The 26,316-nt window shown below is 61.1% G+C and carries 27 protein-coding genes; 15 read left to right on the forward strand and 12 right to left on the reverse strand.

Annotated elements, in window-relative coordinates; genetic code table 11:
* The first annotated feature begins 58 nt into the window (after positions 1-58).
* The 5 genes from K3758_RS08295 to uvrA all read left to right on the forward strand — a co-directional run bounded on the left by K3758_RS08295 (position 59) and on the right by uvrA (position 6,914).
* Entirely contained in the window at positions 59-658 is a 600-nt protein-coding gene (locus K3758_RS08295) for a DUF924 family protein (protein WP_259949914.1), read from the forward strand.
* 97 nt (positions 659-755) lie between these two features.
* Positions 756-2,150, forward strand: a complete 1,395-nt coding sequence (gene lpdA, locus K3758_RS08300) for a dihydrolipoyl dehydrogenase (RefSeq protein ID WP_259949917.1) — start codon at positions 756-758, stop codon at positions 2,148-2,150.
* 72 nt (positions 2,151-2,222) lie between these two features.
* Positions 2,223-2,780: a class I SAM-dependent methyltransferase gene (locus K3758_RS08305; RefSeq protein ID WP_259949919.1), complete on the forward strand. Its 558-nt coding sequence runs from the start codon at positions 2,223-2,225 to the stop codon at positions 2,778-2,780.
* 6 nt (positions 2,781-2,786) lie between these two features.
* Entirely contained in the window at positions 2,787-3,962 is a 1,176-nt protein-coding gene (locus tag K3758_RS08310) for an MFS transporter (protein ID WP_259949920.1), read from the forward strand.
* Between the two features lie 66 nt (positions 3,963-4,028).
* Positions 4,029-6,914, forward strand: a complete 2,886-nt coding sequence (gene uvrA / locus K3758_RS08315) for an excinuclease ABC subunit UvrA (RefSeq protein WP_259949921.1) — start codon at positions 4,029-4,031, stop codon at positions 6,912-6,914.
* A 37-nt stretch (positions 6,915-6,951) separates the two neighbouring features.
* On the opposite strand, the gene K3758_RS08320 is transcribed toward uvrA, so the two are convergent.
* From K3758_RS08320 to K3758_RS08345, 6 genes are all read right to left on the reverse strand, one after another.
* Entirely contained in the window at positions 6,952-8,025 is a 1,074-nt protein-coding gene (locus K3758_RS08320; protein WP_259949922.1) for a transketolase, read from the reverse strand.
* 80 nt (positions 8,026-8,105) lie between these two features.
* On the reverse strand, positions 8,106-9,083 hold the full coding sequence (mmsB, locus tag K3758_RS08325) for a 3-hydroxyisobutyrate dehydrogenase (protein WP_259949923.1): 978 nt from the start codon (positions 9,081-9,083) through the stop codon (positions 8,106-8,108).
* Positions 8,987-10,030 carry an enoyl-CoA hydratase/isomerase family protein gene (locus K3758_RS08330; protein ID WP_259949925.1) on the reverse strand — a complete coding sequence of 348 codons (1,044 nt, stop codon included), beginning with the start codon at positions 10,028-10,030 and terminating at the stop codon, positions 8,987-8,989. Before K3758_RS08330 ends, mmsB begins: the two co-directional genes overlap by 97 nt.
* Positions 10,031-10,038: 8 nt before the next feature.
* A complete protein-coding gene (locus K3758_RS08335; RefSeq protein WP_259949933.1) occupies positions 10,039-11,181 on the reverse strand; it encodes an acyl-CoA dehydrogenase family protein in 1,143 nt (380 codons plus the stop codon).
* An 81-nt stretch (positions 11,182-11,262) separates the two neighbouring features.
* Positions 11,263-12,372: a carboxylate-amine ligase gene (locus K3758_RS08340; protein WP_259949935.1), complete on the reverse strand. Its 1,110-nt coding sequence runs from the start codon at positions 12,370-12,372 to the stop codon at positions 11,263-11,265.
* 54 nt (positions 12,373-12,426) lie between these two features.
* On the reverse strand, positions 12,427-13,926 hold the full coding sequence (locus tag K3758_RS08345) for a CoA-acylating methylmalonate-semialdehyde dehydrogenase (RefSeq protein WP_259949937.1): 1,500 nt from the start codon (positions 13,924-13,926) through the stop codon (positions 12,427-12,429).
* A gap of 111 nt (positions 13,927-14,037) precedes the next feature.
* Between K3758_RS08345 and K3758_RS08350 the strand changes: the two genes are divergently transcribed.
* The 3 genes from K3758_RS08350 to coaD all read left to right on the forward strand — a co-directional run bounded on the left by K3758_RS08350 (position 14,038) and on the right by coaD (position 16,084).
* Positions 14,038-14,958, forward strand: coding sequence for a LysR family transcriptional regulator (locus K3758_RS08350; RefSeq protein WP_259949943.1), 921 nt, complete (start codon positions 14,038-14,040; stop codon positions 14,956-14,958).
* A 61-nt stretch (positions 14,959-15,019) separates the two neighbouring features.
* Positions 15,020-15,454: a CBS domain-containing protein gene (locus K3758_RS08355; protein WP_067941819.1), complete on the forward strand. Its 435-nt coding sequence runs from the start codon at positions 15,020-15,022 to the stop codon at positions 15,452-15,454.
* Positions 15,455-15,586: 132 nt separating this feature from the next.
* On the forward strand, positions 15,587-16,084 hold the full coding sequence (coaD, locus tag K3758_RS08360; protein WP_067629160.1) for a pantetheine-phosphate adenylyltransferase: 498 nt from the start codon (positions 15,587-15,589) through the stop codon (positions 16,082-16,084).
* 318 nt (positions 16,085-16,402) lie between these two features.
* Here the strand turns inward: coaD and K3758_RS08365 are convergent, their stop codons facing one another.
* Positions 16,403-16,546, reverse strand: a complete 144-nt coding sequence (locus K3758_RS08365) for a hypothetical protein (RefSeq protein ID WP_259943865.1) — start codon at positions 16,544-16,546, stop codon at positions 16,403-16,405.
* 58 nt (positions 16,547-16,604) lie between these two features.
* The gene (gap, locus tag K3758_RS08370; protein ID WP_259943867.1) at positions 16,605-17,606 is read right to left on the reverse strand and encodes a type I glyceraldehyde-3-phosphate dehydrogenase; all 1,002 of its coding nucleotides are present in this window, start codon (positions 17,604-17,606) and stop codon (positions 16,605-16,607) included.
* Positions 17,607-17,824: 218 nt separating this feature from the next.
* Here gap and K3758_RS08375 point away from each other — a divergent pair, with 218 nt between their 5' ends.
* A complete protein-coding gene (locus K3758_RS08375) occupies positions 17,825-18,799 on the forward strand; it encodes a DUF808 domain-containing protein (RefSeq protein WP_259943869.1) in 975 nt (324 codons plus the stop codon).
* An 84-nt stretch (positions 18,800-18,883) separates the two neighbouring features.
* On the opposite strand, the gene tkt is transcribed toward K3758_RS08375, so the two are convergent.
* Positions 18,884-20,899, reverse strand: a complete 2,016-nt coding sequence (tkt, locus tag K3758_RS08380) for a transketolase (RefSeq protein ID WP_259943870.1) — start codon at positions 20,897-20,899, stop codon at positions 18,884-18,886.
* A gap of 329 nt (positions 20,900-21,228) precedes the next feature.
* Here tkt and K3758_RS08385 point away from each other — a divergent pair, with 329 nt between their 5' ends.
* The 4 genes from K3758_RS08385 (at position 21,229) to rpiB (ending at position 23,035) form a co-directional block, all read left to right on the forward strand.
* Positions 21,229-21,759 carry a hypothetical protein gene (locus tag K3758_RS08385; protein ID WP_259943871.1) on the forward strand — a complete coding sequence of 177 codons (531 nt, stop codon included), beginning with the start codon at positions 21,229-21,231 and terminating at the stop codon, positions 21,757-21,759.
* Positions 21,759-22,151 carry a cell division protein ZapA gene (locus K3758_RS08390; protein ID WP_067629152.1) on the forward strand — a complete coding sequence of 131 codons (393 nt, stop codon included), beginning with the start codon at positions 21,759-21,761 and terminating at the stop codon, positions 22,149-22,151. Before K3758_RS08385 ends, K3758_RS08390 begins: the two co-directional genes overlap by 1 nt.
* A complete protein-coding gene (locus tag K3758_RS08395; RefSeq protein ID WP_259943873.1) occupies positions 22,148-22,483 on the forward strand; it encodes an MliC family protein in 336 nt (111 codons plus the stop codon). The genes K3758_RS08390 and K3758_RS08395 overlap by 4 nt, the downstream gene beginning before the upstream one ends.
* Before the next feature lie 102 nt (positions 22,484-22,585).
* On the forward strand, positions 22,586-23,035 hold the full coding sequence (rpiB, locus tag K3758_RS08400; protein WP_259943875.1) for a ribose 5-phosphate isomerase B: 450 nt from the start codon (positions 22,586-22,588) through the stop codon (positions 23,033-23,035).
* 176 nt (positions 23,036-23,211) lie between these two features.
* Here rpiB and grxD read toward each other — a convergent pair whose 3' ends face one another.
* Genes grxD through K3758_RS08415 form a run of 3 tightly spaced genes read right to left on the reverse strand, consistent with a single transcriptional unit; the run spans position 23,212 to position 24,160 of the window.
* On the reverse strand, positions 23,212-23,574 hold the full coding sequence (gene grxD / locus K3758_RS08405; RefSeq protein WP_259943877.1) for a Grx4 family monothiol glutaredoxin: 363 nt from the start codon (positions 23,572-23,574) through the stop codon (positions 23,212-23,214).
* A gap of 1 nt (position 23,575) precedes the next feature.
* Positions 23,576-23,920 (reverse strand): hypothetical protein, encoded by a 345-nt coding sequence (locus K3758_RS08410; protein WP_259943878.1) that lies wholly within the window; start codon positions 23,918-23,920, stop codon positions 23,576-23,578.
* Positions 23,921-23,923: 3 nt separating this feature from the next.
* On the reverse strand, positions 23,924-24,160 hold the full coding sequence (locus tag K3758_RS08415; protein ID WP_067629149.1) for a BolA family protein: 237 nt from the start codon (positions 24,158-24,160) through the stop codon (positions 23,924-23,926).
* Between the two features lie 142 nt (positions 24,161-24,302).
* Between K3758_RS08415 and K3758_RS08420 the strand changes: the two genes are divergently transcribed.
* Positions 24,303-25,262: an XdhC family protein gene (locus tag K3758_RS08420; RefSeq protein WP_259943883.1), complete on the forward strand. Its 960-nt coding sequence runs from the start codon at positions 24,303-24,305 to the stop codon at positions 25,260-25,262.
* Positions 25,259-26,260: a molybdopterin-binding protein gene (locus K3758_RS08425; RefSeq protein WP_259943884.1), complete on the forward strand. Its 1,002-nt coding sequence runs from the start codon at positions 25,259-25,261 to the stop codon at positions 26,258-26,260. Before K3758_RS08420 ends, K3758_RS08425 begins: the two co-directional genes overlap by 4 nt.
* Positions 26,261-26,316: the final 56 nt, after the last annotated feature.

Consider the following 26,316-nt stretch of genomic DNA (forward strand, 5'->3'; position numbering starts at 1 on the left):
GGGTAAGACGTTATTAACTTTAACGAAACGCCCAGATGACGGCAAAGGAGTGTGCGGGATGGCTGCCACAAATGCAGAACCCCAAGATGTACTGAATTTCTGGCTCAAGGACGTGGGTCCGGCGGGGTGGTACAATAGTTCCGATGCGCTGGACGCCGAGATCCGCAGCCGTTTCGAGGGGCTCTGGAGTGAGGCCGAGGCGGGCAAGCTGAACCATTGGCTGACCAATCCCACCGATGCGCTGGCCTTTTTGATCATGACCGATCAATTCCCGCGCAATATGTTCCGCGATACCGGCAAGGCATTTGCCAGTGATCGTATCGCGCTCGCGGCCGCGAAGCTGGGGATCGAGAAGGGCTGGGACATGCGCGTGGAAGCGCCCGAGCGGCAGTTTTTCTACCTGCCGCTGATGCATTCAGAGAACCTCTGCGATCAGGACCGCTGCGTGCGTTTGATGTGCGAACGGATGCCGGAAAGCAATGGCAGCAACCTGCTGCACGCCCGCGCGCACCGCGAAGTGATCCGTCAGTTTGGCCGCTTTCCCTACCGCAACGCGGCGCTGTCGCGCAGTTTCACCGCGCAGGAGACCTCTTATATCGACGAGGGCGGATATGGTCGGACCGTCAAACAGCTGCGTGAAAATCTGCAGGCGGCCTGAGCTTCGGCAAGGCAGGGTAAATACGCGTGGTTGTGGCGATTGCAAATATGGTTTAGCGGTAAACTATATTTGCAAACCCTAACGCGAGGTCCTTGCCATGGCTGCCAAATCCTTTGATCTGATCGTGATCGGTGCGGGGCCGGGCGGCTATGTCGCCGCCATCCGTGGCGCACAGCTTGGCCTGAAGGTCGCGGTTGTTGAGCGGGAAAATTTGGGCGGCATCTGCCTCAACTGGGGCTGTATCCCCACCAAGGCGCTGCTGCGCTCTGCCGAAGTGTTTCACCTGATGCACCGCGCCAAGGACTTTGGTCTGGCAGCGGATAAGATCGACTATGATCTCGAGGCGGTGGTCAAACGCTCGCGTGGCGTCGCCAAGCAGATGGAAGGCGGGGTCAAACACCTGCTGAAGAAGAACAAAGTCGACGTCTTCATGGGTGAAGCCTCGATCCCGGCAAAGGGCAAGGTCTCTGTCAAAACCGACAAGAGCAGCGAAGAGTTGACGGCCAAGAACATCGTTTTGGCAACCGGTGCCCGCGCCCGTGAACTGCCGGGGCTCGAGGCGGATGGCAAGCGCGTCTGGACCTACCGCCACGCCTTGCAGCCCGTCCATGACCCCAAGAAGCTGCTGGTCATCGGCTCCGGCGCCATCGGGATCGAATTTGCTAGCTTCTATAACACACTCGGCGCTGACACGACCGTGGTCGAGGTGATGGACCGTGTTTTGCCAGTAGAAGATGAAGAAATCTCTAAATTCGCCAAGAAGGCGTTCGAGAAACAGGGCATGACCATCATGCAAAAGGCCACGGTCAAGAAGCTCGACCGTGCGGACGACAAGGTTATCGCCCATATCGAACGTGACGGCAAAATCGAAAAACTTGAGTTCGATACCGTGATCTCTGCGGTTGGCATCGTCGGCAATACTGAAGGGCTGGGGCTGGAAGAACTTGGCGTCAAAGTTGACCGGACCCATGTGGTGACGGATGAATATTGCCGCACAGGTGTCGACGGGCTCTATGCCATCGGCGACATCGCCGGTGCGCCGTGGCTTGCGCATAAAGCGAGCCATGAAGGGGTGATGGTTGCCGAACTTATCGCGGGCCAGAAACCACATCCAGTCAAACCCGAAAGCATCGCCGGTTGCACCTATTGCCACCCGCAGGTCGCCTCTGTCGGCCTGACCGAGGCGAAGGCCAAAGAGCAAGGCTATGACATCAAGGTTGGTCGCTTCCCCTTTATCGGCAATGGCAAGGCCGTGGCCTTGGGGGAGCCGGAAGGGCTGGTGAAAACCATCTTTGATGCCAAAACTGGCGAACTTCTGGGCGCACATATGGTCGGAGCTGAAGTGACCGAGCTGATCCAAGGCTACGTCGTGGGCCGCCAGTTGGAGACCACCGAAGAAGACCTGATGAACACCGTCTTCCCGCATCCAACACTCAGCGAAATGATGCACGAATCCGTGCTCGACGCCTTTGACCGCGTGATTCACATGTAAAGCGGGCGGGGCAGGGTGCATTTACCGCGCCCCGCCCCGCCGCAATTTGGCCAAGCCGTCGGGAGCCATGTCGTGGTCAGCCTTAACCGTGTCGTCATGCACCGCAGCAGCCGTCGGCTGATTGGCCGTTTGAACCCCGCGACGCTGGATACCGCCGAAATCTTTGGCAGGTTCGGCAAGCGCTTCGCGTTTAAAAGCTATACCCAGTTTGGCAACCCGACTTACGACATCTGCGCAGGTCCATTTATCGATCCCAAAACCGTGCGGCAGTTTGATCTGATCCTCGCCAATCAGGTCTGGGAGCATCTTGACCGGCCCTATACGGCGCTGGCCCATGTGCAACAGATGCTCAGACCGGGCGGGTACTTCTGGATCGCTGTGCCGTTTTTCATCCCCTTTCATGCGGCCCCCAATGACAATTCGCGCTGGTCCGCGCGGGGGCTAAAGAACTTGCTGATCGAAGCCCTCTTCGACGGGAGCCGGGGCATCGCGCGACAATGGAGCAACCGTGCCGCCACCGCCCGCAATCTTGAACCCGACTGGCCGCCGAGTTTCGATAAAAACACGGATGACCTGGCTAACGATCCGAAAATGCTGCTGTGCGCTTGGGCGCTGGCCCAGAAGAAATGAGAGCCGATGGCTGACGAAACCTCCTTTCCGCGCGTTTTCGCGCTTTGGGCCGCGGGCCTGGGGGCGGCGGCCCAATATGGTAAGATGAGCGTCATCTTCGACCTGCTGCCAAAGATCTATCCGCAGGCCGGAGCGTCGCTGGGCTTCTTGGTTTCAATGGTGGGCGGTGTCGGTATCCTCCTTGGCGTTGCGGCGGGGCTGGTGGTCGCCCGTATCCGCTATCGTCGTGCGCTGCTATTTGCCCTGTGGCTGGGCGCGGCCGTATCGGCCTTTCAGGCGCTACTGCCGGGTTTCGGTTGGATGCTGGCCAGCCGCGTGGTCGAAGGGCTGTCGCATTTGGCCATCGTCGTTGCCGCGCCGACGTTGATTGCGCAACTCAGTACCGTGAAGGACCGTGGGTTTACCCTGACCCTCTGGGGCACCTTCTTTGGCGTGGCTTTCGCGATCCTGACCCTCATAGGCCGCCCGCTTGCGCTGACATGGGGCGTGCCTGGGCTTTTCGCCGTCCACGCGCTCTATATGGCGGGCTGTGCGCTGGTGCTTTCCGGCAGCTTGCGCAGCCTGCCGGAAGAGGGCCCTCAGCCGCCATTCTCTTTGCCACAGATACTGCGTGATCATGTCGCGATCTACCGATCTCCCTTCCTTTCCGCCCCGGCGGCGGGGTGGCTGTTCTATACATTCAGTTTCGTTTCCATCCTCACTGTCTTGCCGCCCTACCTTCCGGAAGCATGGCGCGCGCCCACCATGGCCGCCATGCCGCTCACTAGCATCGCGGTCTCGATGACCATCGGCGTCGCATTGCTCCGCCGTCTACCGGCGGTCTCTGTTGTGCAAACTGGCTTTGCCCTTTCCGCCCTTTCTATGCTTTGGCTCTGGCTCGCGCCCGGCGCGCCCTTGGCCTGTTTGGCACTGGCTGGCGCCATGGGGCTGATTCAAGGCGCAAGCTTTACCGCGGTCGCGCAACTTAACAACGGACCCGCCGCGCAGGCGCAGGCAAACGGTGCGGTGGCGCAAATGGGGAACCTTGGAAACAGCCTTGGCACACCTGTTATGGCGTTCGGGTTGGCAAGCTTCGGCGGCGCGGCCTTGCCGTTATTGGCGGGTGGGGCCTTTGTTATGGGGCTGGTGGCACATCTCCTCCTTGGTGCGGCCCGACGTCGCAGTCGGCGCGTTCCTGTTTAGTTCTCACTTTTCCGTTGGAAAACACTGCATCAGCACCTATGTACAAACCGTTAAGAGGGGCATGTCATGGCTGAGCTGAAGAACATCGAAGTGCGCGGCGCGCGCGAGCACAATCTAAAGAACATCGACGTGGATATTCCGCGTGACCAACTGGTTGTAATTACCGGGCTTTCCGGCTCGGGAAAGTCGAGCCTTGCCTTCGACACGATCTATGCCGAGGGGCAGCGGCGCTATGTGGAATCACTGTCGGCCTATGCGCGGCAGTTCCTTGATATGATGCAGAAACCGGACGTGGATCACATTTCCGGTCTCAGCCCTGCGATTTCAATCGAACAGAAGACCACCTCAAAGAACCCTCGATCCACCGTCGGCACGGTGACCGAGATTTACGACTATCTGCGGCTGTTGTTCGCCCGCGTCGGCACCCCCTATAGCCCGGCCACCGGCAAACCTATCGAAGCCCAGCAGGTGCAGGATATGGTCGACCGGATCATGACCATGGAAGAGGGCACGCGGGCCTATCTGCTGGCGCCGATTATTCGCGACCGCAAAGGTGAATATCGCAAAGAGTTCATCGAGTTGCGCAAGCAAGGCTTCCAGCGGGTCAAGGTGAACGGTGAATTCTACGATCTGGATGAGCCGCCGACGTTGGACAAGAAATTCCGCCACGATATCGATGTTGTCGTCGACCGGATCGTGGTGCGCGAAGGACTTGAAACGCGCCTGGCGGACTCGCTGCGCACGGCGCTTGACCTTGCCGATGGCATCGCCATTCTCGAAACGGCGCCCAGTGAAGGCGAGCCCGAGCGTCACACGTTTTCGGAAAAATTTGCCTGCCCTGTCAGTGGCTTCACCATTCCCGAGATTGAGCCGCGGTTGTTCTCTTTCAACGCGCCGTTTGGGGCTTGCCCCTCTTGTGATGGCCTTGGGGTCGAGCTCTTTTTCGATGAGCGTTTGGTGGTGCCGGACCAGAACCTGAAAATCTATGACGGGGCCTTGGCGCCTTGGCGCAAGGGGAAGTCCCCGTACTTTAAGCAAACCATCGAAGCCATTGCCAAGCATTATAATTTTGACCAAAAGACCCGCTGGAAAGACCTGCCTGAGAAGGTGCAAGAGGTGTTCCTTCGTGGTTCCGGCAAGGAAGAGATTACCTTCCGCTATGACGAAGGCGGGCGCGTTTATGAGGTCAAGCGGGTGTTCGAGGGGGTGATCCCCAATATGCAGCGCCGCTACCGCGAAACGGACAGCAACTGGGTCCGCGAGGAGTTTGAACGTTATCAAAACAACCGCCCCTGTGGCACCTGTGGCGGCTATCGCTTGCGGCCCGAAGCGCTTGCGGTACGGATTGGCCCCACGACTGGCAATGAGAACGAATTGCTCCACATCGGTAAGGTGGTGGAGATGTCGATCCGTGAAGCCCTTGACTGGTGCAAGGCCGTCCCAGACCATCTGACCCCGCAGAAGAATGAGATCGCGAAGGCCATTCTGAAGGAAATTCGCGAACGTCTCGGATTTCTAAATAACGTGGGCCTAGAGTACCTTACGATGTCGCGTTCAAGTGGTACTTTAAGTGGTGGCGAGAGCCAGCGTATCCGCTTGGCAAGCCAGATTGGCTCTGGCCTGACGGGCGTGCTTTACGTGCTTGATGAACCGTCGATCGGGCTGCATCAGCGCGATAATGACCGGTTGCTGGATACCTTGAAGAACCTGCGGGATCAGGGGAATACGGTGATCGTTGTAGAGCATGATGAAGAGGCCATCCGTGAGGCCGATTATGTGTTCGATATCGGGCCGGGTGCTGGGGTTCACGGCGGGCAAGTGGTGAGCCACGGCACGCCTGAACAGGTGGCGAATGATCCGAATTCTGTTACTGGTCAGTATCTTACCGGCGTTCGTGAAATCTCGGTCCCGGCCAAGCGGCGCAAGGGGAACAAGAAGAAGCTGCAGGTCGTGAAGGCCACCGGCAACAACTTGCAGAATGTGACTGTGGATTTCCCGCTGGGCAAATTCGTTTGTGTTACCGGTGTGTCAGGGGGCGGCAAATCTACCCTTACGATTGAAACCCTGTTCAAAACCGCTTCGATGAACCTGAACGGCGCGCGGCAGACGCCTGCGCCCTGTCAGACCATTAAAGGGTTGGAACATCTCGACAAGGTCATCGACATTGACCAGCGGCCCATTGGGCGGACTCCGCGTTCGAATCCAGCGACTTACACCGGGGCTTTCACCCCGATCCGTGACTGGTTCGCCGGTTTGCCGGAAGCGAAAGAGCGCGGCTATAAGCCCGGGCGTTTCTCTTTCAACGTCAAAGGCGGGCGTTGCGAAGCCTGTCAGGGTGACGGGGTCATCAAGATCGAGATGCACTTTCTCCCGGACGTTTACGTGGAATGCGAGACCTGCAAGGGCGCGCGCTACAACCGCGAAACGCTGGAGGTGAGGTTCAAGGGTAAGAGCATCGCCGACGTGCTTGATATGACGGTGGAAGATGCGCAGAGCTTCTTTGCCGCCGTGCCGTCGATCCGTGAAAAGATGGATGCGCTGATGCGTGTGGGGCTGGGTTATATCAAGGTCGGACAGCAGGCCACGACCCTGTCGGGCGGTGAGGCACAGCGGGTGAAGCTCAGCAAGGAATTGAGCAAACGTTCCACTGGGCGCACGCTTTATATCCTTGATGAACCGACAACGGGCCTGCATTTCGAAGACGTGCGCAAGCTGTTGGAAGTGCTGCACGAATTGGTCGATCAGGGCAATTCGGTGGTTGTGATTGAGCATAACCTAGATGTGGTGAAAACCGCCGATCATATTATTGATATCGGCCCTGAGGGCGGTGACGGCGGTGGCCGGGTTGTGGCCACGGGCACGCCGGAAAAGGTCGCGGATGTGGCCGAAAGTCATACCGGCAAGTACCTCAAACCGATGCTGTATAAGCAAACAAAAGTGGCGGCGGAATAACCGCCGCCACTTGGTTGGCTTGGCCTGCGGCGTGTCCTTACAACACGGCGCGGGCGATGCGGATCAGTTGCAGCGTCTCATAGGCGCTATCGCGCAGCGAAATCACCTGCCCATTCAGTACCGCGTAGTTATAGCCTTCTTCCGGCTCGGCCAGACGGTAGAGATTGATGAGGTCCGCCTGCGTCAGCGCGGCGGTCGGAGCGATGTTCACGCCTGAGCCTATGGTGGGCACCCGCGCCAATTCGTTGATACGCAGCAGGGCGGTGTGATCTTCGTTACTCAGTAGCACCGGCTGGCCATCGATCAGCGCGTAGCGGTGACCAGCAGGCGCGGCATCAAGGCTGTAGAGCTGTGCGATCTGGTTGGACTCCAGTAGGAGCAACTCGCGTTCCGTCAGCGGATCGGCTTCAAGATAGGGTTGGCGGCGCTCTTCCAGCAGAGTGTCCAGCTCATCGTCGGAATAGCTGGCCCATTGTTCATAGGTCACGCCCTGTTTTGCCAGCCCGGGGGGCACGCAGGGGGGGTCTTTCTTGGCCAGACCGGGGGGGCAGTTGCGATAGGTAATCAGCTCGTCCTCGGGCACGGCGGCTGCGTTCAGTTCAGGCGCGGCCAAGGCAAGCGCCGCCGCACCGAGGATAGCGGCCATGTCACGCCCTTCGGGCGCCGGGGTGTTCAAAAGACGGGTGACCACAGTCTCGCGGTCCTGCGTAAAGCGGGTCACGCGCTCATCAAAGTCGGCGCGGTCCATGCCCTTGGGCAGTTTGACCTCATCGCCTTTGATCTTGACCTTATCACCGTTGATTTTGATCTCGATCTTATCGTCTTTCTTGTCTTTTTTGGCCTTCTTCTCTTTGTGCTTCTCGGCCTTTTCCTCGCGCTTTTCTCTCTTTTTCTCGGCCTTCTTCTCCTGCTTGTCCTTCTTCTTGGCCTTTTTGTCTTTCTTGTCTTTGCCCTTATCGCCCTTGTCGTCTTTGGCGAGCCAAAGCGTTTCAGGGCCGCTGCTGTCAAAGGCAACCGCGGGCTGGACCGGGGCAAAGCCGGTTCCGGCGGCGGCCAGCGGGCCGGTCGCGCAGGCGGTGGTCAGGATTGTGGTAATGAGCAGGCGTCGCATCAGGTGATCTCCTCAGATGGGGTCATTCTGAAGTTAACGCCTGCTCGGGTCATGTCGTTCCCGCGTGGGGGGCGGTCGGCTTAACCTTGCCAGCCGCGCTGCTCAAAACGGGGCAGCATGGCAGAGAAGTCTTTGCCCTTGCCGCCTTCTTCCTCGACGAAACGGGTGTAGAGTTCCTTGGCCAGTGCGCCCATCGGTGTGTCGGCATTGGCCATTTCCGCGGCCTGTTGGGACAGCCCCAGATCTTTGAGCATCAGCTCTGCCGCGAACCCCGGTTTGTAGTCGTTGTCGGCAGGCGATTGGGGGCCGACGCCGGGGGCCGGGCAATAGGCGTTCATCGACCAAGAATAGCCCGAAGACGTGCTGACGACATCGAACATCCGTTCGCGATCAAGGCCCAGTTTGTCAGCAAGTGCAAAGGCTTCGCAGGTGGCGATCATCGTAGCGCCAAGGATCATGTTGTTGCAGATTTTCGCCGCTTGGCCTGCGCCCGCATCACCACAAAGAACGGCTTTCTGACCCATGATGTCGAACAGCGGTTTGGCCTTTTCAAAGGCCGCCTCCGCGCCGCCCGCCATAAAGGTGAGCGTGCCACCCTGCGCGCCGCCGATCCCGCCAGAGACGGGGGCATCCACAAAAAGCAATCTGGCCTTCTGCGCCGCCTCTGCCGCGAAACGCGCGCTTTCGACGTCGACGGTGGAGCAATCGATCAGCAGCGCGCCCGGTGCCATATGGGCGACCGCTTCTTCGGCCACTTGGCGCAGGATTGCGCCGTTGGGCAGCATGGTGATGACCACATCGGCATCCCCGACCGCCTCGGCGATGGTCTTGGCCTCGGCGACCCCTTCGGCGGTGGTGCCAGCCACGTCATTGCCGCGCACGGTATGGCCCGCGGCGGCGAGATTGGCGGCCATGGGCCCGCCCATATTGCCCAGACCGATGAAACCGATTGTAAGATTGCTCATGAATTTTCCTCCAACTTCAATTCGTTGTCGCCCAAGGGGGCGAGCATGGCGTCGATATCGGCCTGCGGCACGTCCCAGTCGGCGTGTTGCCAATTGGGGCTGCGGTCCTTGTCGATGATCGCGGCGCGCACACCTTCGATGAAATCGCCTTTTTCCAGTGACCGCGCGGTAAAGCGGTACTCCTGTTCCAGTGCCGGGACCATGCCGATGCCGGGGCCGCGCAGGCGGCGCAGCATCTCTAGCGTGCAGGCCATCGACAGGGGGGAGTTGCGGCGCAGGGTTTTCACTGTTTCTGCGGCGAAACCGCTGCCGGACATCGCAAGCACCGCGTCGATTTCACTGAGGCTTTCGGCATGAAAGAGGCGGTCCACCTGCTCCTGAACCTCTGCCAGCGTGGATGGGGGCGGGGTGCTTGCCGCGCGGTCGAGGATGAAGGGATCACCGCTCTCTTCCAGTTGCGCGATAAGATCGGGCCATTCGGCTTGCGCGATAAAATAATCCGCGAAACCGGCGTGGAGCACGTCGCCCGCGCCCATCCGCGCGCCGGTGAGGCCAAGGTATTCGCCCATCCGTCCCGGTGCCTGTGCCAGCAGCAGCGTGCCGCCCACGTCGGGCACCAGCCCGATGCCGCATTCGGGCATGGCGATCTTGCTGCTCTCGCCCACGACGCGGTGCGAGCCGTGGCAGCCGATGCCGACCCCGCCGCCCATGGTGAAGCCCTGCATGAAGGAGATCACCGGCTTGGGAAAACCGTGCAGCTTGTTATTAAGCCGGTATTCATCGGCCCAAAAACGGCGGGCGAAGTCGAAATCCCCATCCTTGCCCGTTTGGTAGAGCTGCGCCACGTCACCGCCCGCGCAGAAGGCTTTTTCACCCTCGGCATCCAGCACGATGACGGCGACCTCGGAGTCATCGCGCCAGTCGTCGATCGCCTTTTCGATGGCGATGCACATGTCGTAGCTCAGCGCGTTCAGCGCTTTGGGCCGGGTGAGCGTGATGCGTCCGGCGCGGCCCGCTTTGCGAATGTAGATATCACTCATGGAGGGTCTCAGCGGTTCTTGAGCATGTCGCGGGCAACGATCACGCGCATGATCTCATTCGTGCCCTCAAGGATCTGATGCACCCGCAGGTCGCGGACCAGTTTCTCGATCCCGTAGTCGGCAAGGTAGCCATAGCCGCCGTGCAACTGCAGACATTGGTCGACGACCTTGCTGCCGGTCTCGGTCACGAATTTCTTGGCCATGGCGCAGAACTTGGTCGCATCCGGCGCGCCAGTGTCGAGCTTCCATGCCGCTTGGCGCAGGAAGGTGCGCGCGGCTTGCAACTCGATCTCCATATCGGCAAGGCGGAATTGCAGCCCCTGGAACTGGTCGATGCTCTGGCCAAAGGCTTTGCGGTCGCCCATGTACTCCAGCGTCTTGGTCAGCGCAGTCTGCGCGGCCCCGAGCGAGCAGGCCGAGATGTTCAGCCGCCCACCGTCGAGGCCCGCCATGGCGTATTTGAAGCCCTTGCCCTCTTCGCCAACAAGGTTCTCCGCGCCGATCTTGCAGTCATCAAATTGCACCAACGCCGTCGGTTGGCTGCGCCAACCCATCTTGTCTTCCAGCCCGCCGAAGCTGAGCCCGGGCGTGCCATCCTCGACATAGACTGTCGAGACACCCTTAGCGCCGTCATCCGACGTACGAACCATGGTAACATAGGCATCCGAATAGCCCCCGCCTGAGATGAAAGCCTTGGTGCCGTTCAGCGTGTAGCCGTCGTTTGTGCGCGCGCAGCGGGTCTTGAGCGCCGCCGCGTCGGAGCCGGATCCCGGTTCGGTCAGGCAGTAGCTCAGCACGGTTTCCATCGTGAGCACCTTGGGCATCACGCGTTCTTTCATCTCGTCACTGGCAAATGTGTCGAGCATCTTGGCGCACATGTTGTGGATCGACAGGAACGCCGCGACCGAGGGGCAGGCCATCGACAGCGCCTCAAAGACCAGCGTGGCATCAAGACGTGTGAGCCCCGCGCCGCCGGTCTCTTCAGAGACGTAAAGCCCGCCGAACCCCAATGCGCCGACCTCTGGCCAAAGCTCTTTGGGGATGGTGCCATCTTTCTCCCATTGGTGGGCGTGGGGCGCGATATTCTCCTGCCCGAATGCATGGGCCATATCGAAAATGGCGGTCTGTTCCTCGTTCAATGCGAAATCCATCGCGGCTCCTCCCTGAAGTCATGTGTCCTTGGAACTGAACACTTGTTTAATTCTATCAGCCGAAAGGTGCCGCAACAAGCGTCACAGATCGGCGTGGTATTCCTCGATCAGATGGCGCACGACTGCCTCGCCGCCCTTGCCCTCGGGCGCTTTGGCCCAGACTTTGCGCTGACGGTCGGCGGATGTGCCCTGTTTCACCACGTCGCGCAGGGCGCAGACTTCGTCCAGACAGCCGAGCGCCTCGGCGTCTTCGGCGATCAGGCCGATGATTTCCTCGAACATCTGGTCGAAGGGTTTGAGCGTCGGCCCCCCGAAATCGATCAGCGTCTCGTTCACGCCGTAGCGCTGCGCGCGCCAGCGATTTTCCTCGATCAGGAAGCGGTCATATTCGCGCCAGCGCAGGTTGTTGTCGCGCAGGCGCAGCAGGAAGCGGGCGAGGGACTGTGTCAGCCCCGCCAGCCCAAGCGCATGTGACAAGCGCGGCTGCACATCGCAGATGCGGCTTTCCAGCGTCGGGTAATGGGTCGATGGGCGCAGATCCCACCAGATTTTCGACTGGTCGGGGATTATATCGAGGTCGATCAACGCCTGTGTGCTGCGCTCATACTCCCCCCAACTATGCAACAAGGGCGGCAGCCCCGTGCGCGGCATGCTCTCCATCACCGCAAGACGGTAAGACGCCAGCCCGGTGTCTTCGCCCTGCCAATAGGGCGACGAGGCCGAGAGCGCGAGCAGGTGGGGCAGGAAATAAGCGAACTGCGGCATCAGATCGATGCGCAGGTCATCGCCCTCAATGCCCACATGGACATGCATCCCGCAGCTCAGCATCCGGCGGGCGACATTTTCCAACTCGCTTTCAATCTTGGCGTAGCGTTCCTTGTGGGTGATCTCTTGGTTCTTCCAATCCGAGAACGGATGGCAGGACACGGCGATGGGGGCGAGGTTATGTTTGGCGGCATGTTTGGCGATGGTGCTGCGCAGGTGGCGCAGGTCATCGCGGGCCTCGGCCACATTGGTGCAGGGCTTCGAGCCGACCTCGATCTGGCAAAGCAGCATCTCGGGGCTGACCTGATCGCCGAGGTCTTTACGGCAATCCTCCATCAGCCCTTCGGGGGTGTCAGCCAGCGCCAGTGAATCCTTGTCGACCAGAAGGTATTCTTCTTCGATCCCGATGGTGAATTCTTTTTGCATGGCGCTGGCCCCGTTCTTTAGGGCCGGCTGCTTAGGGGCAGCCGGCGTGATGATTTACTCCATCACCGGGATGGAGAACTCGCCACCCTCTTTGATGCCCGAGGGCCAACGGGCCGTCACGGTCTTGGTGCGGGTGTAGAACTTGAACGCATCCGGCCCGTGCTGGTTCAAATCGCCAAAGACGGATTTCTTCCAGCCGCCAAAGGTGTGGTAGGCCAGCGGCACCGGGATCGGCACGTTGACGCCGACCATGCCGACATTGATCCGGTTGGCAAAGTCACGCGCCGCGTCGCCGTCACGGGTGAAGATCGCGGTGCCGTTGCCATACTCGTGGTCCATGGCAAGGCCGATCGCCTCTTCGTAGTCCTTGGCGCGGACGCAGGTCAGCACGGGGCCAAAGATTTCCTGCTGGTAGATGTCCATGTCCTTGGTCGCGCGGTCAAAAAGGTGCGGCCCGATGAAATAGCCGTCCTCATAGCCCTGCAGTTTGAAGTCGCGCCCGTCGACGACCAACTCAGCGCCTTGATCGATGCCCGTTTGCACCAGACGCTCGATATTGGCCTTGGCGGCGGCGGTAACGACGGGGCCATAGTCCACATCGTTGCCCGCGGTGTAGGGGCCGACTTTCAGCTTTTCGATGCGCGGCACCAGCTTTTCGATCAGGCGGTCGGCGGTCTCATCGCCCACCGGCACGGCTACGGAAATCGCCATGCAGCGTTCGCCAGCGGCACCGTAGCCCGCGCCGATCAGCGCGTCTGCGGCTTGGTCCATATCCGCGTCGGGCATGATGATCATGTGGTTCTTGGCGCCACCGAAACACTGCACGCGCTTGCCGTTGGCACAGCCGGTTGCATAGATGTATTCGGCAATCGGGGTCGAGCCTACGAAGCCCACCGACTGGATCACGTCATGGTGCAGGATCGCATCGACGGCTTCTTTGTCGCCGTTCACGACCTGAATGATGCCCTTGGGCAGACCGGCTTCTTCCAGCAGTTCGGCCAGCATCAGCGGCACGGAGGGGTCACGCTCAGAAGGCTTGAGGATGAAGGCGTTGCCGCAAGCGATGGCGGGGGCGAACATCCACATCGGGATCATTGCAGGGAAGTTGAAGGGCGTGATGCCCGCGGTCACACCAAGCGCTTGGCGCATGGAGTACATGTCGATGCCGGGGCCGGCGCTGTCGGTGAAATCACCTTTCAGCAGTTCCGGCGCACCGATGCAGTATTCCACCACTTCAAGGCCACGCTGCACGTCACCAGCGGCGTCGGGCAGGGTCTTGCCGTGCTCACGGCTCAGCGCCTCGGCCAGCTTGTCCATGTCGCGGTTCAGAAGGGCCACGAATTTCATCAGCACGCGGGCGCGGCGCTGCGGGTTGGTGGCGGCCCATTTGGGCTGCGCAGCCTGGGCGTATTCCACGGCTTTGTTCAGTTCTTCGCCATTGGCAAGCGGCACTTTGGCCTGCACTTCGCCGGTGGCGGGGTTCATCACATCGGCAAAGCGCCCGGAGGTGCCTTTGACGTGTTCGCCGTTCAGGTAATGGGTCATCTCTTGCATGATCAGTCTCCTCATATGGTTGGCGGCACGATAGCCTTGCAAAAAGCAATGGAACAGAGGAAGGATGGCAAAACCGTATTGCATTTTTGCAAAGCTCTGGAAGGCAGCGAAATGGATCAGAATTGGGACGACCTGCGGTTGTTTCTAGCCGTAGCACGTGAAGAGAGCCTGTCGGGCGCGGGCAAGCTGCTGCGGCTGGATCCGGCAACGCTGGGCCGCCGCATGGCGCGGTTGGAAAAGGCGCTGCAGACCGTTCTCTTCGTCAAATCGCCCCAAGGCTATATGCTGACCGAAGCTGGCAGTGACCTGATGCAGCGGGCCGAGCGGGCCGAGCAGGCGATGCGCGCCGCCACCGCCGGGGTGCCGGTGCAAAGCGATCAACTCTCGGGGCAGATCCGAGTTGGTGCGCCCGATGGGGCGGCGAACTACCTGTTGCCACAGGTCTGTGCGGCCATCGCGGCGAAAAACCCCGATCTGGACGTGCAGATCATCGCATTGCCGCGCGTCTTTAACCTGTCCCGGCGCGAGGCGGATATGGCGATCGGGGTGAGCGCGCCCACGGCGGGGCGGCTGGTGGTGCAGAAAGTGACGGATTACCATCTCCATCTTGCGGCCGCGGAAAGCTATCTCGCACGCCACCCCGAGGTGACCTCGGTCGGCGATCTGCAAGGGCACCGGATGGTCGGCTATATCCCGGATATGATCTTTGATCGGGAGTTGGACTACCTCGCCGACCTCGGCATCAGCCGCGTGGCCTTGGCGTCAAATTCCGTCTCCGTTCAGGTGCGGATGATCCAGCAGGGCGGCGGGATCGGCATCGCGCATGACTTTTCGCTTGCCGCAACCCAAGGCGTGCGGCGCATCCTGACGCAGGCTGTCAGCCTCAAGCGGGCTTTCTATCTGATCCGCCATGCCGACGACCGCCGCAACGCCCGGCTGGCGGCTTTCGCCGAGGCGCTGGCCGCCGGGCTTAGGGCCGAGACTGCCCGGCTGGAGGCCGAAGCCGCGCAGAAGACTGCGCCAAAAGCTTGACATGAAAGGATTTCGCGGTGACGCTGGAGGAGACTTTGCCCTGCATCAGAGGAGGCGCCAGATGCTCGTATCGCAGATTCTCAAGACCAAGCCCGATGGCAAGGTGGTCACGGCCAAACCCGGATTGGCGATCTCTGAGGCAGCGGCGATGCTGGCTGAAAAGCGGATCGGGACGCTGGTGATCTCGGCCGATGGCAAGACGCCGGATGGGATTCTGTCTGAGCGGGACATCGTGCGCGAACTGGGCCGTTCGGGCGCGGGCTGCCTGCAACAGGCGGCTGAGAGCATTATGACCCGAAAATTGGTGACCTGTAGCCGCGATGACCGCTCTGACGCGGTGTTGCAACAGATGACCGACGGACGGTTTCGCCATATGCCCGTGTTGGAAGACGGGGAACTCGTGGGGCTGATCTCTCTCGGCGACGTGGTCAAGGCGCAGTTGCAGGAACTGTCGATGGAGAAACAGGCCCTCGAAGGTATGATCATGGGCCACTGAAGCGTTTTCAGGGGCCACGACAGGGCGGTTCTGCGGGCTGACCGCGGGGCAGTGCTACCGCTAACCGACTTGCGCTTGCGGCGGTGAAATGCTTGGCTGCGCCGCAACGCAGCAGATACGCAGGACAATTACATGCGCATAGCCCTCTACCCCGGTACGTTCGACCCGATCACGCTGGGGCATATCGACATCATCCGCCGCGCCGCCCGTATGGTCGACCGGCTGGTGATCGGCGTGGCGATCAACCGCGACAAGGGGCCGCTCTTTAGCCTTGAGGAACGTGTCGCGCTGATCGAAGCGGAATGCGTGCAATTGGCCGAGGAAACCGGCGTCGAGATCGTGGTGCACCCTTTCGAAAACCTGCTGATCGACTGTGCGCGCGATGTCGGGGCGCAGACCATCGTGCGCGGTCTGCGGGCCGTGTCGGATTTTGAATATGAGTTCCAGATGGTTGGGATGAACCGTCAGCTGGACGATTCTATTGAGACGGTCTTTCTGATGGCCGAGGCCACACATCAGGCCATCGCCAGCAAACTGGTGAAAGAGATTGCGCGACTTGATGGGGATGTCAGCAAATTTGTGACCCCTGCGGTGAACGAAGTGCTGATTGAGCGCTTTGCGCGGAAGTAGCGTCTGGAGTGGAGGGCGGGCCGTGTGAGGCGCGGTTCTGCGCGGTATTTTTAAAAGGATGAAGGGGAGGGGCGTGGCGCGTGAGTGGCGGCCGCGTCTTTTTGTCGTCAGCGGCCTTGGGCGGCCATGATAACGGCTGGGGTCAGCATGTGGTGGGAGAAGACCCTTTCGTTGTCAAACCTTGGCAAAACCTGGAGTAGATTGCCTTGGTGCAGCGCCGTTTGATCGGTGGCGTGGTGGAAATCGGTTGAGACCAGTTTGCAGTCGGTGATCGATACCGATGGGACAGAAAAGAAGGGTTTTGCGCCGCGGCGCGCCTTACCGCCAGAAGGCAATCCATTCGATTAATTCAAAGAGCTTTTTGCCGAGATAGATCATATGGTCCGCGCCATAGGCATAAAGGTCGACCAGCATCGCCCCGGCGATGACGAGGGCCAGCACGATGGCGATGGAATTGGTCATGGCGCGGCTCCGGGCGGGGTTGACCTGATATTACAGGCGCACCCCCGCCGTGCAAGCCTTAGCCCAGTTTGCCCATGGCGACGGCCACATCGGCCATGCGGACCGAGAAGGCCCATTCGTTGTCATACCAACCGAGCACGCGCACGGTGCGGCCTGCGACGACGATGGTCTGGTCGGGGGCGAAGATGCAGCTTTGCTCCGTATGGTTGAAGTCGATGCTGACTTTCTGTTCGGGATCATAGGCCAGCACACGTTTCATCGGGCCATCGGCGGCGGCGCGGGCGGCGGCGTTGATCTCTTCCACCGTCACGTCGCGGCTGGCTTGGAAGGTCAGGTCAACGGCACTGACGTTGGGCGTCGGTACGCGCATGGCGGTGCCGTCGAGTTTGCCTTTGAGCGCGGGAAGCACTTCGCCCAGAGCTTTGGCAGCCCCAGTGGAGGTGGGGATCAGCGCCATGGCGGCGGCGCGGGCACGGTAGAGGTCATCGTGACGGCGGTCGAGCGTCGGCTGGTCGCCGGTGTAGCTGTGGATCGTCGTCATCAGGCCGCTTTCGATGCCCACGGCGTCATGCATGACTTTGGCCAGGGGCGCGAGGCAGTTGGTGGTGCAAGACCCGTTTGAGATCATCCGGTCGGAGGCGGTCAGCTGGTCATCATTCACGCCGTAGACGATTGTCTTATCGACGTTTTTGCCGGGCGCGGAGAGCAGGACGCGCTTGGCACCGTTTTTGAGGTGAACGTTGGCTTTGTTGCCGTCGTTGAACTTGCCGGTGCATTCTAGGACCACGTCGCAGCCGGACCAGTCCAGCTCTTCGAGGTTGTAGCTCGACATCATCTCGATGTCGTTTTGGCCGAGGTTCATATAGCCGCCGTCGACAGAGACTTCGCCGGGGAAACGGCCATGGACGGAATCGTATTTGATGAGATGCGCGGCGGTGCTGAGCGGGCCGGTGGCGTTCACCTTGATAACTTCGATGTCATCGCGCCCCGAGGCTGCGATATGGCTGAGGGTGCAGCGGCCGATCCGGCCAAATCCGTTGATGCCAACTTTGATGGTCATGGTGCATTCCTTGTCTCGGGCCGCGCGAAGGGAGGCCGTATGTCGGGGTCGCGCGTTCTATATCCGCGCAAGGCAGGCAGGGGAAAGGGGCAAAACCAAATGATTTCCGGATGTTAGCGTTAAACCTGCATGTTAGCGGTAAAGGTCGCTCCGGCTTCGGACTTGCCAGATGGGCTGCACATGCTACTTCGGTTGCAACACGCAAAAAGGGGCATGGAATGAGCGGTTTACTGGCACTTGTGGATGATGTGGCGGCCATCGCCAAAGTTGCGGCGGCAAGCGTGGATGATGTGATCGGGCAGGCAGCCAAGGCGGGCTCTAAGGCGGCGGGCGCGGTGATCGACGATGCGGCTGTGACGCCGAAGTATCTGCATGGGTTCAAGGCCGAACGTGAGCTGCCGGTGATCTGGCGGATCACCAAAGGGTCGTTGCGCAACAAATTGGTGTATTTGCTCCCAGTGGGGCTGCTGTTGGCGAATTTCGCGCCATGGGCGATCCCGCCGCTGCTGATGCTGGGTGGGGCTTACCTGTGTTTCGAGGGGGCCGAGAAGGTTGCCCATGCGCTTGGTTGGGGGCACGGGCACGAGGATTATCCCGACAAGGAGAAGGTGGTCGAAGACCCCGCACAGCTGGAAGAGAAGAAGGCCGCAGGCGCGATCAAGACTGACTTTATCCTTTCGGCAGAGATTATGACCATTGCGTTGTCGGCGATCCCGGAAAGCAATTTCTGGATGGAAGCGGCGACACTGGCGGCGGTGGCAGTGATGATCACGGTTGCGGTCTATGGTGCGGTCGCTTTGATCGTGAAGATGGACGATTTGGGGCTGGTGATGGCAAATAGGGGGCGTTTTGCCCTGACACGGACATTTGGGCGCGGTTTGGTGCGCGCGATGCCCGGCTTTCTGAAGCTGCTGACGATCGTCGGAACGGCTGCAATGCTTTGGGTTGGCGGGTCGATCATTATTCACGGGCTAGAGCAGATGGGCTTTGCGGCGCCTTACGACTGGATTCACGACGTGGCAGTCACCGTGGGCCATGCGGTCCCCGCACAATTTGAAGGGGCCGTGGAGTGGACTACAACAGCGGCAATCGATGGCGTCTTTGGTCTGGCTCTTGGCCTGCTGCTGATCCCGGTGGGTGAGAAGATCATCACGCCGATCTGGCGCAAGGTCTTTCATAAGGCGGCGGTGTAAAACGCCGTTCTAGTGATAGGACAATAGAAAAAGGGGCGACGGTTGAACCGTCGCCCCTTTTTGCTGTGCCGTGTGATCCGTGGATCAGAGCAGTGCTTTGGCTTTCTGAGCGACATTCTCAGCAGTAAAGCCGAACCGTTCGAACAATTCTTCGGCTGGGGCAGAGGCACCGAAACGGTCCATGCCGACGAAATCGGCCTTGCCGTATTTGCCGCGCTCGCCAAAGAGCCACTGGTCCCAGCCCTGACGCATGCCTGCTTCAACACCAACACGCACGGCACCACCGGGCAGTACGCGCTTGCGGTAGGCTTCATCTTGCGCGGCGAAAAGCTCCATACAGGGCATGGAGACGACGCGGGTGCCGATGCCTTCGGCCTGCAGCAGATCACGCGCAGCCAGTGCCACATGCACTTCCGAACCGGTGGCGATCAGGATCACCTGACGCTTGCCCTCGGCATCGGCCAAGACATAGGCGCCTTTTTCGGTGAGGTTGTTGTTCTTGTGCTCAAGACGCACGGTCGGCAGGCCCTGACGGGTCAGCGACAGAACCGACGGCGTGGTTTTGGAGGTGAAGGCGATTTCCCAAGCTTCTGCCGTTTCGACGGCGTCGGCGGGGCGGAAAACATAGGTGTTGGGTGTCGCACGGCTGATCGCCAGATGCTCTACCGGCTGGTGGGTCGGGCCATCTTCGCCAAGGCCGATGCTGTCATGGGTCATGACAAAGGCCGTGGGGATTTGCATCAGCGCCGCCAGACGCATCGACGGACGCGCGTAGTCGGTGAAACACATGAAAGTGCCGCCATAGGGACGGATGCCGCCGTGCAGCGCCATGCCGTTCATCGCCGCCGCCATGCCGTGCTCGCGGATGCCCCAGTAGACATAGCGCCCGCTGCGGTTGTCCACATCAAAGACGCCCAGATCAGAGGTCTTGGTGTTGTTGGAGCCCGTCAGGTCAGCCGAGCCGCCAACCGTTTCGGGCAGGATCGGGTTCAGCACTTCAAGGGCTTTTTCGCTCGCCGCGCGGGTCGCCATCTTGGGCGCGCTCTCGGTGATCTGCTTTTTGAAGGCTTTGACGGTCGCGCTCATCTTTTTGGGCGCTTCCAAAGCCAAGGCGCGGTTAAACGTCTCGCGCTTGGCGCGCGGCATCTTGTCGAAACGCTCTTCCCAGTCGCGGCGCGCGTCGGCCCCGCGTTTACCGATCTCTTCCCAAGCGGACTTTACGTCTGCGGGCACTTCGAAGGGGCCGGTTGTCCAACCGTAGGCCTTTTTGGCCTCGGCCATCTGGTCGGCGTCTGTCAAAGCGCCGTGGCCTTTTGAGGTGTCCTGCGCCGCGTGGCCCAGGGCGATATGGGTCTTGCAGGCGATCATCGTCGGCAGGTCAGTGGCTTTCGCCTCGGTCAGGGCCGCGTCGATCTCATCGGGGTTGTGGCCGTCGATTTCGATCACATGCCACTGCGCGGCTTTGAAACGTGCGACCTGATCGGTGTTGTCCGACAGGGTCACCGGGCCGTCGATGGTGATGTTGTTGTTGTCCCACATCACGATGAGCTTGCTCAGTTTGTGGCGGCCGGCGAGGGTGATCGCCTCTTGGCTCACGCCTTCCATCAAGCAGCCGTCGCCCGCGATGACATAGGTGTGGTGATCCACGACCTTTGCCCCGTACTGCGCGCGCAGCATCTCTTCGGCCATGGCGAAACCGACCGAATTGGCAATCCCTTGGCCGAGCGGGCCGGTGGTGGTCTCAATCGCGTCGGCGAGGAAGTTCTCCGGGTGCCCGGCTGTGCGCGCGCCCATCTGGCGGAAATTCTTCAGCTCTTCGATGGGGAACTGCTCATAGCCCGTCAGGTGCAGCAGCGAATAAATCAGCATGGAGCCGTGGCCCGCAGACAGGATAAACCGGTCACGATCAGGCCAAAGCGGGTTCGCCGCGTCAAACTTGAGGTGCTTTTCAAAAAGCACGGTTGCCACATCGGCCATGCCCATCGGCATGCCGGAGTGGCCCGAATTGGCGGCGGCGACGGCATCGAGGGTCAGCGCGCGAATGGCGGTGGCCTTGGACCAGTGATCGGGGTTTGCGCGTGCGAGGGCTGTCAGATCCACGGGGCGTTCCTTTGCGGCTGTGGCAGATTGGGCCTGTGCATACCAGCGATCGGGCAAAGTTCAAGCACAACCGGGCGCCAGCAAAGGTGCGCGGCACGGGCAGAGGTGAACTCTGCGCCTCAAGTCGCTGAAACGAAAGGGGGGGCGCAATTTGCCTGCGCTTTGGCTAGGATCGCGGAAACTGGCTGATCCGGGCGATTCGCGCGCGTGACATTGCGTGGGCTGCGCGCTATCTGCCGAATATGGCAGCCATCACGGGCCGCCGCCACGGGGCACGGCAGGCGAAAACGCCGCCGATAGAGCAGGACGAACGAGGAGACTTCATGCGGATGAGTGAACTTGAAGAATATCAACGCCGCATCACGGCCGCGATGGACCGGATGGCGAAGGGGCTGGATCAGCTCAACGCCGCCCCGGCCGAGCCGGATGAGGATATCGTGCAGGCGCTGGAAGACGAGCGGCAAGCCAACGCTCAACTGACCGACCGGGTCAAAACCCTGAAGGAAAGCCATCAGGACGAATTGACCGCCCTGCGCGATCAGATGGAATTCAACAATGACCGGGTGACCCAGCTTGATATGGACGTGCAGCGTCTGCGTCAGGCGAATGAGCAGCTGTCGGCGGCCTGTGAACAGCTGCGCTTGGCCAATGCCGAAGGGCTGGCCGACCCCAAATTGATCGACACCGCCGTTATTGCCGAGCTGGAAAGCCTGCGCGCCACCCGCGCCATTGAGATGGCCGAGATTGACGCCGTGTTGACCGCACTGGCACCTCTGGTCGAAGACGGCGAGCCCGAACCCGCAGCACCCGCCGAGGATGACCGCGCCGAAGAAGAACCCAAGTCAGGAGGGGCCGACTGATGCCCGAAATACGGATCACTATTGGCGGCCGCCAGTTCGAGGTCGCCTGTCAGGAAGGTGAAGAGAGCTATCTGCACGCCGCCGCCAAGATGCTGGACGATGAAGCCCGCGTGCTGAGCGATCAAGTGGGCCGCATGCCCGAGGCGCGGATGTTGCTGATGGCCGGTCTGCTTTTGGCCGACAAAACCGCCAGCGTCGAAGACCGCATTGCCGAAGTGCGCGCCGAATTGGCCGAGCGTGAGGCCGAGTTGACCAGCCTGCGCAACACCAAGATCGAGCCGGAGCGTATCGAAGTGCCCGTCGTGCCGCAGGGTGTTAAAGACACGCTGGCCGAGATCGCCGCACGGGCCGAAGCGCTGGCCGCCGAGATCGAAGAGAAATCTGGCAAATGAGCACTGGCATCAGGGCGGCCCTCTGCGTGCTGCTCTGGGCCGCGCCCGCGGGGGCCGAGACCACCGCCATGACCTATCTCTGTGACCGTGGGGTATCGGTGCCGGTGGTCTATGTCCCCGATGCCGATCCCGCTGTTGCGGTGCTTTATATCGAAGGACGGCTCATCCATTTGCAGACCATGCCATCCGGCTCTGGCGCACGATACGGCTGGCCGTCGGATGGGTCGTCCTATGAATGGTGGGAACATCAGGGCCGTGCGCGCCTTGGCTGGCACGAGGGGGCCAGTGACGCGGTGACGCCGATCTATACGGACTGTGTGCCGCAAGATTGACCCCCTGCGGGATTGCGGCGCGGGCGGCAATATGCTCTGGGGGGCGCGAAAAGTGCCCCTTGGGCGCTGGCTTTTGCGACGTAACAATCAGGACACCCTCCCATGACCGTGAAACCCCGCATCATCATCTCAAGCGACCATGCCGACATCGCCCTGCGCCAAGACATCGCGCGCCATGTGGCCGAGCGCGGTTTTGAGGTCGAAGACATCGGCCCGGCCACGGCAGAGCGCACGGATTACCCCAAACACGGCGAAGCCGCCGCACGACGCATCGCAGCGGGGGAGTTCGACCTTGGCATTCTGATCTGCGGCACGGGGCAGGGCATCATGATGGCGGCCAATAAGGTCAAGGGCATTCGCTGCGGCGTCTGTGCCGATACCTTTTCGGCCAAGATGATCCGGGCACATAACGACGCGAATATGCTGTCGATGGGCGCGCGGGTGATTGGGGCCGGGCTTGCGCTTGAGATCGTGGATGCCTTCCTCGATACCGAGTTTGAAGGCGGGCGTCATGGCCGCCGCGTCGATATGATCACGGCGATTGAAGACTGAGGTTAAGGTGCTGCCGGGGCGCGCCCGTTTGGGGTGCGTTCGGGGCGGTTTTCGACACCGATTTTGCAGGGCGCTATCGCTGGTGGTGCTGCGCGGGGCGCCTGCAGAAGCCGCACAAAAAAACACCCCGGAGGGCCAAGCCGCTCCGGGGTGTTTTCGTCTAACCTGTGGTCGCTTTAACCGTTGGCTTCGCGGATCTTATCCGCAGCGTCCTTATCAAAGGTCACGCCATTCTCGGCAAAGAGCGTGTCCAACTCGCCCGAGAGTGTCATCTCGGTGATGATGTCACAGCCACCGACAAACTCGCCTTTGACGTAAAGCTGCGGGATGGTCGGCCAGTCAGAGAAATCCTTGATCTCCTGACGCAGGCCTTCGTCGGCCAGCACGTTCACATCGCTATAGTTCACGCCCATGTAGTTCAGCACCCCGGCCACGCGGCTGGAGAAACCGCACTGCGGCATTTCCTTGGTGCCTTTCATAAACAGAACCACGTCATTTTTAGTGATTTGTTCTTTGATCTGGTTGGCGGCATCGCTCATGTCATTTGTCCTTCACATCTAATTTCTTGAACGCAGCGTGATAGCGCCGCGCATAGGTTTCATCGTCGGCCCAGGGCTTCACATCCAACTCGGCCCCGCCGAGAAAGAAACCGCCCCGTTTCTTCGTCCAATTCGTCTGCCCGCGCTCAAGGCTCTCATTGCGCCGCGCGGTGCTGGCCACGGCATCCAAATCCAGTGCCTCCATCCCCAGCGGCACTTTGCCGGTCTCAGGGCGCGGAGGCTGGCGTTGCGAGAGCGGCACATGCCGCCCGCGCCGCGTCCGGTGCTGGGCATAGGCGGTGACGGCGATCCCGCCCAGAACAACCGCTGCGGCCCAGCCCCACATCGTTTAATCCGGCGTCCGCGTGGTCAACGCCAGCGCGTGCAGATCACCGTTCGATCCATCCATCTTGCCTTTGAGGGCCGCATAGACGGCGCGCTGTTGCTGGACCCGGTTCATACCGCGAAAGCTTTCGTCGACGACCATCGCCGCCATATGCACACCATCATTGCCTTCGACGGTGATCTTGGCGTCCGGAAAGGAAGCGCGGATCAGGTCTTCAATTTCGCTGGCTTGCATGGGCATGGGGTGGCTCCGGGTGTTGTGATATCTTGGCCTAGATGTAGTGCCGCACTGCGCTGCGTGCAAGGCGAAGGCTTGTGCCGTTCTCGCATTGACCTTTGGCCGCTAAGCAACACACTCTGCCCCCGATAGGAAAGGAAACCAGATGGACCGGATCCCCGAACAAGCGCTCGACTGGGCCGAGGCTGGGCAGCCCGTTGCGCTGGCCACGGTGGTGGAGACATGGGGCTCTGCCCCGCGCCGCGCAGGGGCGCAATTGGTGGTGGCGGGCGACGGGACGATGATGGGCTCAGTCTCAGGCGGCTGTGTCGAAGGGGCGGTGGTGGTTGAGGCGTTGGAGGCGATCGAAGACGGGCGCACGCGGCTGCTGGAATACGGCGTCAGCGACGGCGACGCCTTTGCCGTGGGCTTGGCCTGCGGGGGCACGATCAAAGTGCTGGTGGAGCCGGTCGGACCTGAGGCGTTGCCCCTTGAGATGTTGCGCGAATTGGTTGCGAAACGCGCAAGCCGGAAAGCGGTGGCCTATGAGGTTGCGCTTGACGGCAGCACCCGGCACCTGACCCACGACGGCCACCAAGACCGCTTCCGCCGAGACCGTTCAGGGGTGGAGGAAGACAGCAGGCGTTTCATTGCCATCCACAACCCGCCGCTGCGCCTTGTGATCGTCGGCGCGGTGCATATCGCGCAGCATCTGGTGCGCATGGCGGGGGAAGCTGGGTTTGACCCCATCGTCGTCGACCCGCGAGACGCCTTCGGCTCGCCTGCGCGCTTCCCTGACTGTCGGCTTGTGAATGACTGGCCCGATGCCGCGCTGCGCGAGATTGGCCTCGATGCTCGCTCTGCCGTTGTTTTGCTGACCCATGACCCCAAACTCGACGATCCGGCGTTGCATGTGGCGCTTGGGTCGGATGCGTTTTATATCGGCGCGCTCGGCTCGACCCGAACGCAAGCCAGCCGTCTGGCGCGGTTGGAGGAGGCGGGCGTGGCGGCGTCGCAAGCGGCGCGGATCAACGGACCGGTCGGGCTTGATATTGGGGCGGCAAGCCCCGCCGAAATCGCCGTGTCGATTCTCGCCCAGATGATCCAAAGCCTGCGCCGCCCATGAGGTTTGGCCCAGTCCCCTTGAGCGATGCCCTCGGTGCGACGCTGGCCCATTCCGTGGCGGTCCCAGCCGGGCGGCTTCGCAAGGGCAGGGTGCTAGAACCGCAGGATATCGACGCACTTTCGAAGGCGGGCATCAAAGAGGTGATCGTCGCCCGGCTCGACTCCGGCGATATCGACGAAAACGCGGGGGCTGACAGATTGGCCCAAATGCTCTGTGGTTCGGGTCTTCGGATGTCGCAACCCTTTACCGGGCGCGTGAACCTGCTGGCCGATGGGCCGGGCGTGGTGGTGATGGACCACGCCGCCCTTGAAGCGGTGAACGCGGTGCATCCGATGATCACGCTGGCGACGGTACCGCCCTATCAACAGATGGGCGAGAACGGGATGGTGGCAACGATCAAGATCATCTCCTACGCCGTGCCCGCCGAGGCGGTGGAGACCGCCTGTGCAGCGGCAGGAGAGGGCGCGCTGCGCCTTGCGGCACCCGTCCTGCGCGATGCAACGCTCATCATTACAGATGTCCCCGGAGGCGCCGGAGAGAAGGGCCGCGCGGCGGTGGAGGGGCGGTTAAAGGCGCTGAACGTGGCATTGAAAAACGTCATGATGGTCCCCCATCGCACCGCACCACTCGCCGAGGCGATTGCCGCAGCCCAGACCGACCTGATCCTCATCCTCACTGCCTCGGCCACGTCTGACATTAATGACATCGCTCCGTCGGCCTTGCGCCAAGCGGGCGGCGAGGTGACACGTTTTGGCATGCCGGTGGACCCTGGCAACCTGCTCTTTCTCGGCCGTCTAGGTGCCCGTGCCGTCATCGGCCTGCCGGGCTGCGCCCGCTCACCTGCGCTTAATGGTGCGGATTGGGTACTGTCGCGGCTGGTTTGCGGCATTCCGGTCACCAGCGCGGATATTGCGGGCATGGGAGTGGGCGGACTGCTCAAGGAAATCCCAACCCGTCCGCAGCCCCGAAACCCCGGCAAAAGCGCAGGCGGCGGCTGAGAAAAAGCCCTCAGAAAATATGTGTTCTCAACTAGAGCTTGTCGTGCTTAACTGAC

Source organism: Sulfitobacter sp. W002 (assembly GCF_025142135.1).
Taxonomy (GTDB): domain Bacteria; phylum Pseudomonadota; class Alphaproteobacteria; order Rhodobacterales; family Rhodobacteraceae; genus Sulfitobacter; species Sulfitobacter profundi.

Coding starts and splice junctions, on each gene's coding strand:
- K3758_RS08310 (WP_259949920.1), top strand. CDS start 2,787: ATGGCTGACGAAACCTCCTTTCCGCGCGTTTTCGCGCTTTGGGCCGCG.
- lpdA (WP_259949917.1), top strand. CDS start 756: ATGGCTGCCAAATCCTTTGATCTGATCGTGATCGGTGCGGGGCCGGGC.
- K3758_RS08395 (WP_259943873.1), top strand. CDS start 22,148: ATGAGCACTGGCATCAGGGCGGCCCTCTGCGTGCTGCTCTGGGCCGCG.
- K3758_RS08415 (WP_067629149.1), bottom strand. CDS start 24,160: ATGCCCATGCAAGCCAGCGAAATTGAAGACCTGATCCGCGCTTCCTTT.
- gap (WP_259943867.1), bottom strand. CDS start 17,606: ATGACCATCAAAGTTGGCATCAACGGATTTGGCCGGATCGGCCGCTGC.
- K3758_RS08425 (WP_259943884.1), top strand. CDS start 25,259: ATGAGGTTTGGCCCAGTCCCCTTGAGCGATGCCCTCGGTGCGACGCTG.
- K3758_RS08345 (WP_259949937.1), bottom strand. CDS start 13,926: ATGCAAGAGATGACCCATTACCTGAACGGCGAACACGTCAAAGGCACC.
- uvrA (WP_259949921.1), top strand. CDS start 4,029: ATGGCTGAGCTGAAGAACATCGAAGTGCGCGGCGCGCGCGAGCACAAT.
- K3758_RS08420 (WP_259943883.1), top strand. CDS start 24,303: ATGGACCGGATCCCCGAACAAGCGCTCGACTGGGCCGAGGCTGGGCAG.
- K3758_RS08335 (WP_259949933.1), bottom strand. CDS start 11,181: ATGGATTTCGCATTGAACGAGGAACAGACCGCCATTTTCGATATGGCC.
- K3758_RS08350 (WP_259949943.1), top strand. CDS start 14,038: ATGGATCAGAATTGGGACGACCTGCGGTTGTTTCTAGCCGTAGCACGT.
- K3758_RS08385 (WP_259943871.1), top strand. CDS start 21,229: ATGAGTGAACTTGAAGAATATCAACGCCGCATCACGGCCGCGATGGAC.
- K3758_RS08330 (WP_259949925.1), bottom strand. CDS start 10,030: ATGAGTGATATCTACATTCGCAAAGCGGGCCGCGCCGGACGCATCACG.
- K3758_RS08340 (WP_259949935.1), bottom strand. CDS start 12,372: ATGCAAAAAGAATTCACCATCGGGATCGAAGAAGAATACCTTCTGGTC.
- K3758_RS08390 (WP_067629152.1), top strand. CDS start 21,759: ATGCCCGAAATACGGATCACTATTGGCGGCCGCCAGTTCGAGGTCGCC.
- K3758_RS08365 (WP_259943865.1), bottom strand. CDS start 16,546: ATGACCAATTCCATCGCCATCGTGCTGGCCCTCGTCATCGCCGGGGCG.
- K3758_RS08410 (WP_259943878.1), bottom strand. CDS start 23,920: ATGTGGGGCTGGGCCGCAGCGGTTGTTCTGGGCGGGATCGCCGTCACC.
- rpiB (WP_259943875.1), top strand. CDS start 22,586: ATGACCGTGAAACCCCGCATCATCATCTCAAGCGACCATGCCGACATC.
- K3758_RS08355 (WP_067941819.1), top strand. CDS start 15,020: ATGCTCGTATCGCAGATTCTCAAGACCAAGCCCGATGGCAAGGTGGTC.
- coaD (WP_067629160.1), top strand. CDS start 15,587: ATGCGCATAGCCCTCTACCCCGGTACGTTCGACCCGATCACGCTGGGG.
- K3758_RS08375 (WP_259943869.1), top strand. CDS start 17,825: ATGAGCGGTTTACTGGCACTTGTGGATGATGTGGCGGCCATCGCCAAA.
- K3758_RS08320 (WP_259949922.1), bottom strand. CDS start 8,025: ATGCGACGCCTGCTCATTACCACAATCCTGACCACCGCCTGCGCGACC.
- grxD (WP_259943877.1), bottom strand. CDS start 23,574: ATGAGCGATGCCGCCAACCAGATCAAAGAACAAATCACTAAAAATGAC.
- K3758_RS08295 (WP_259949914.1), top strand. CDS start 59: ATGGCTGCCACAAATGCAGAACCCCAAGATGTACTGAATTTCTGGCTC.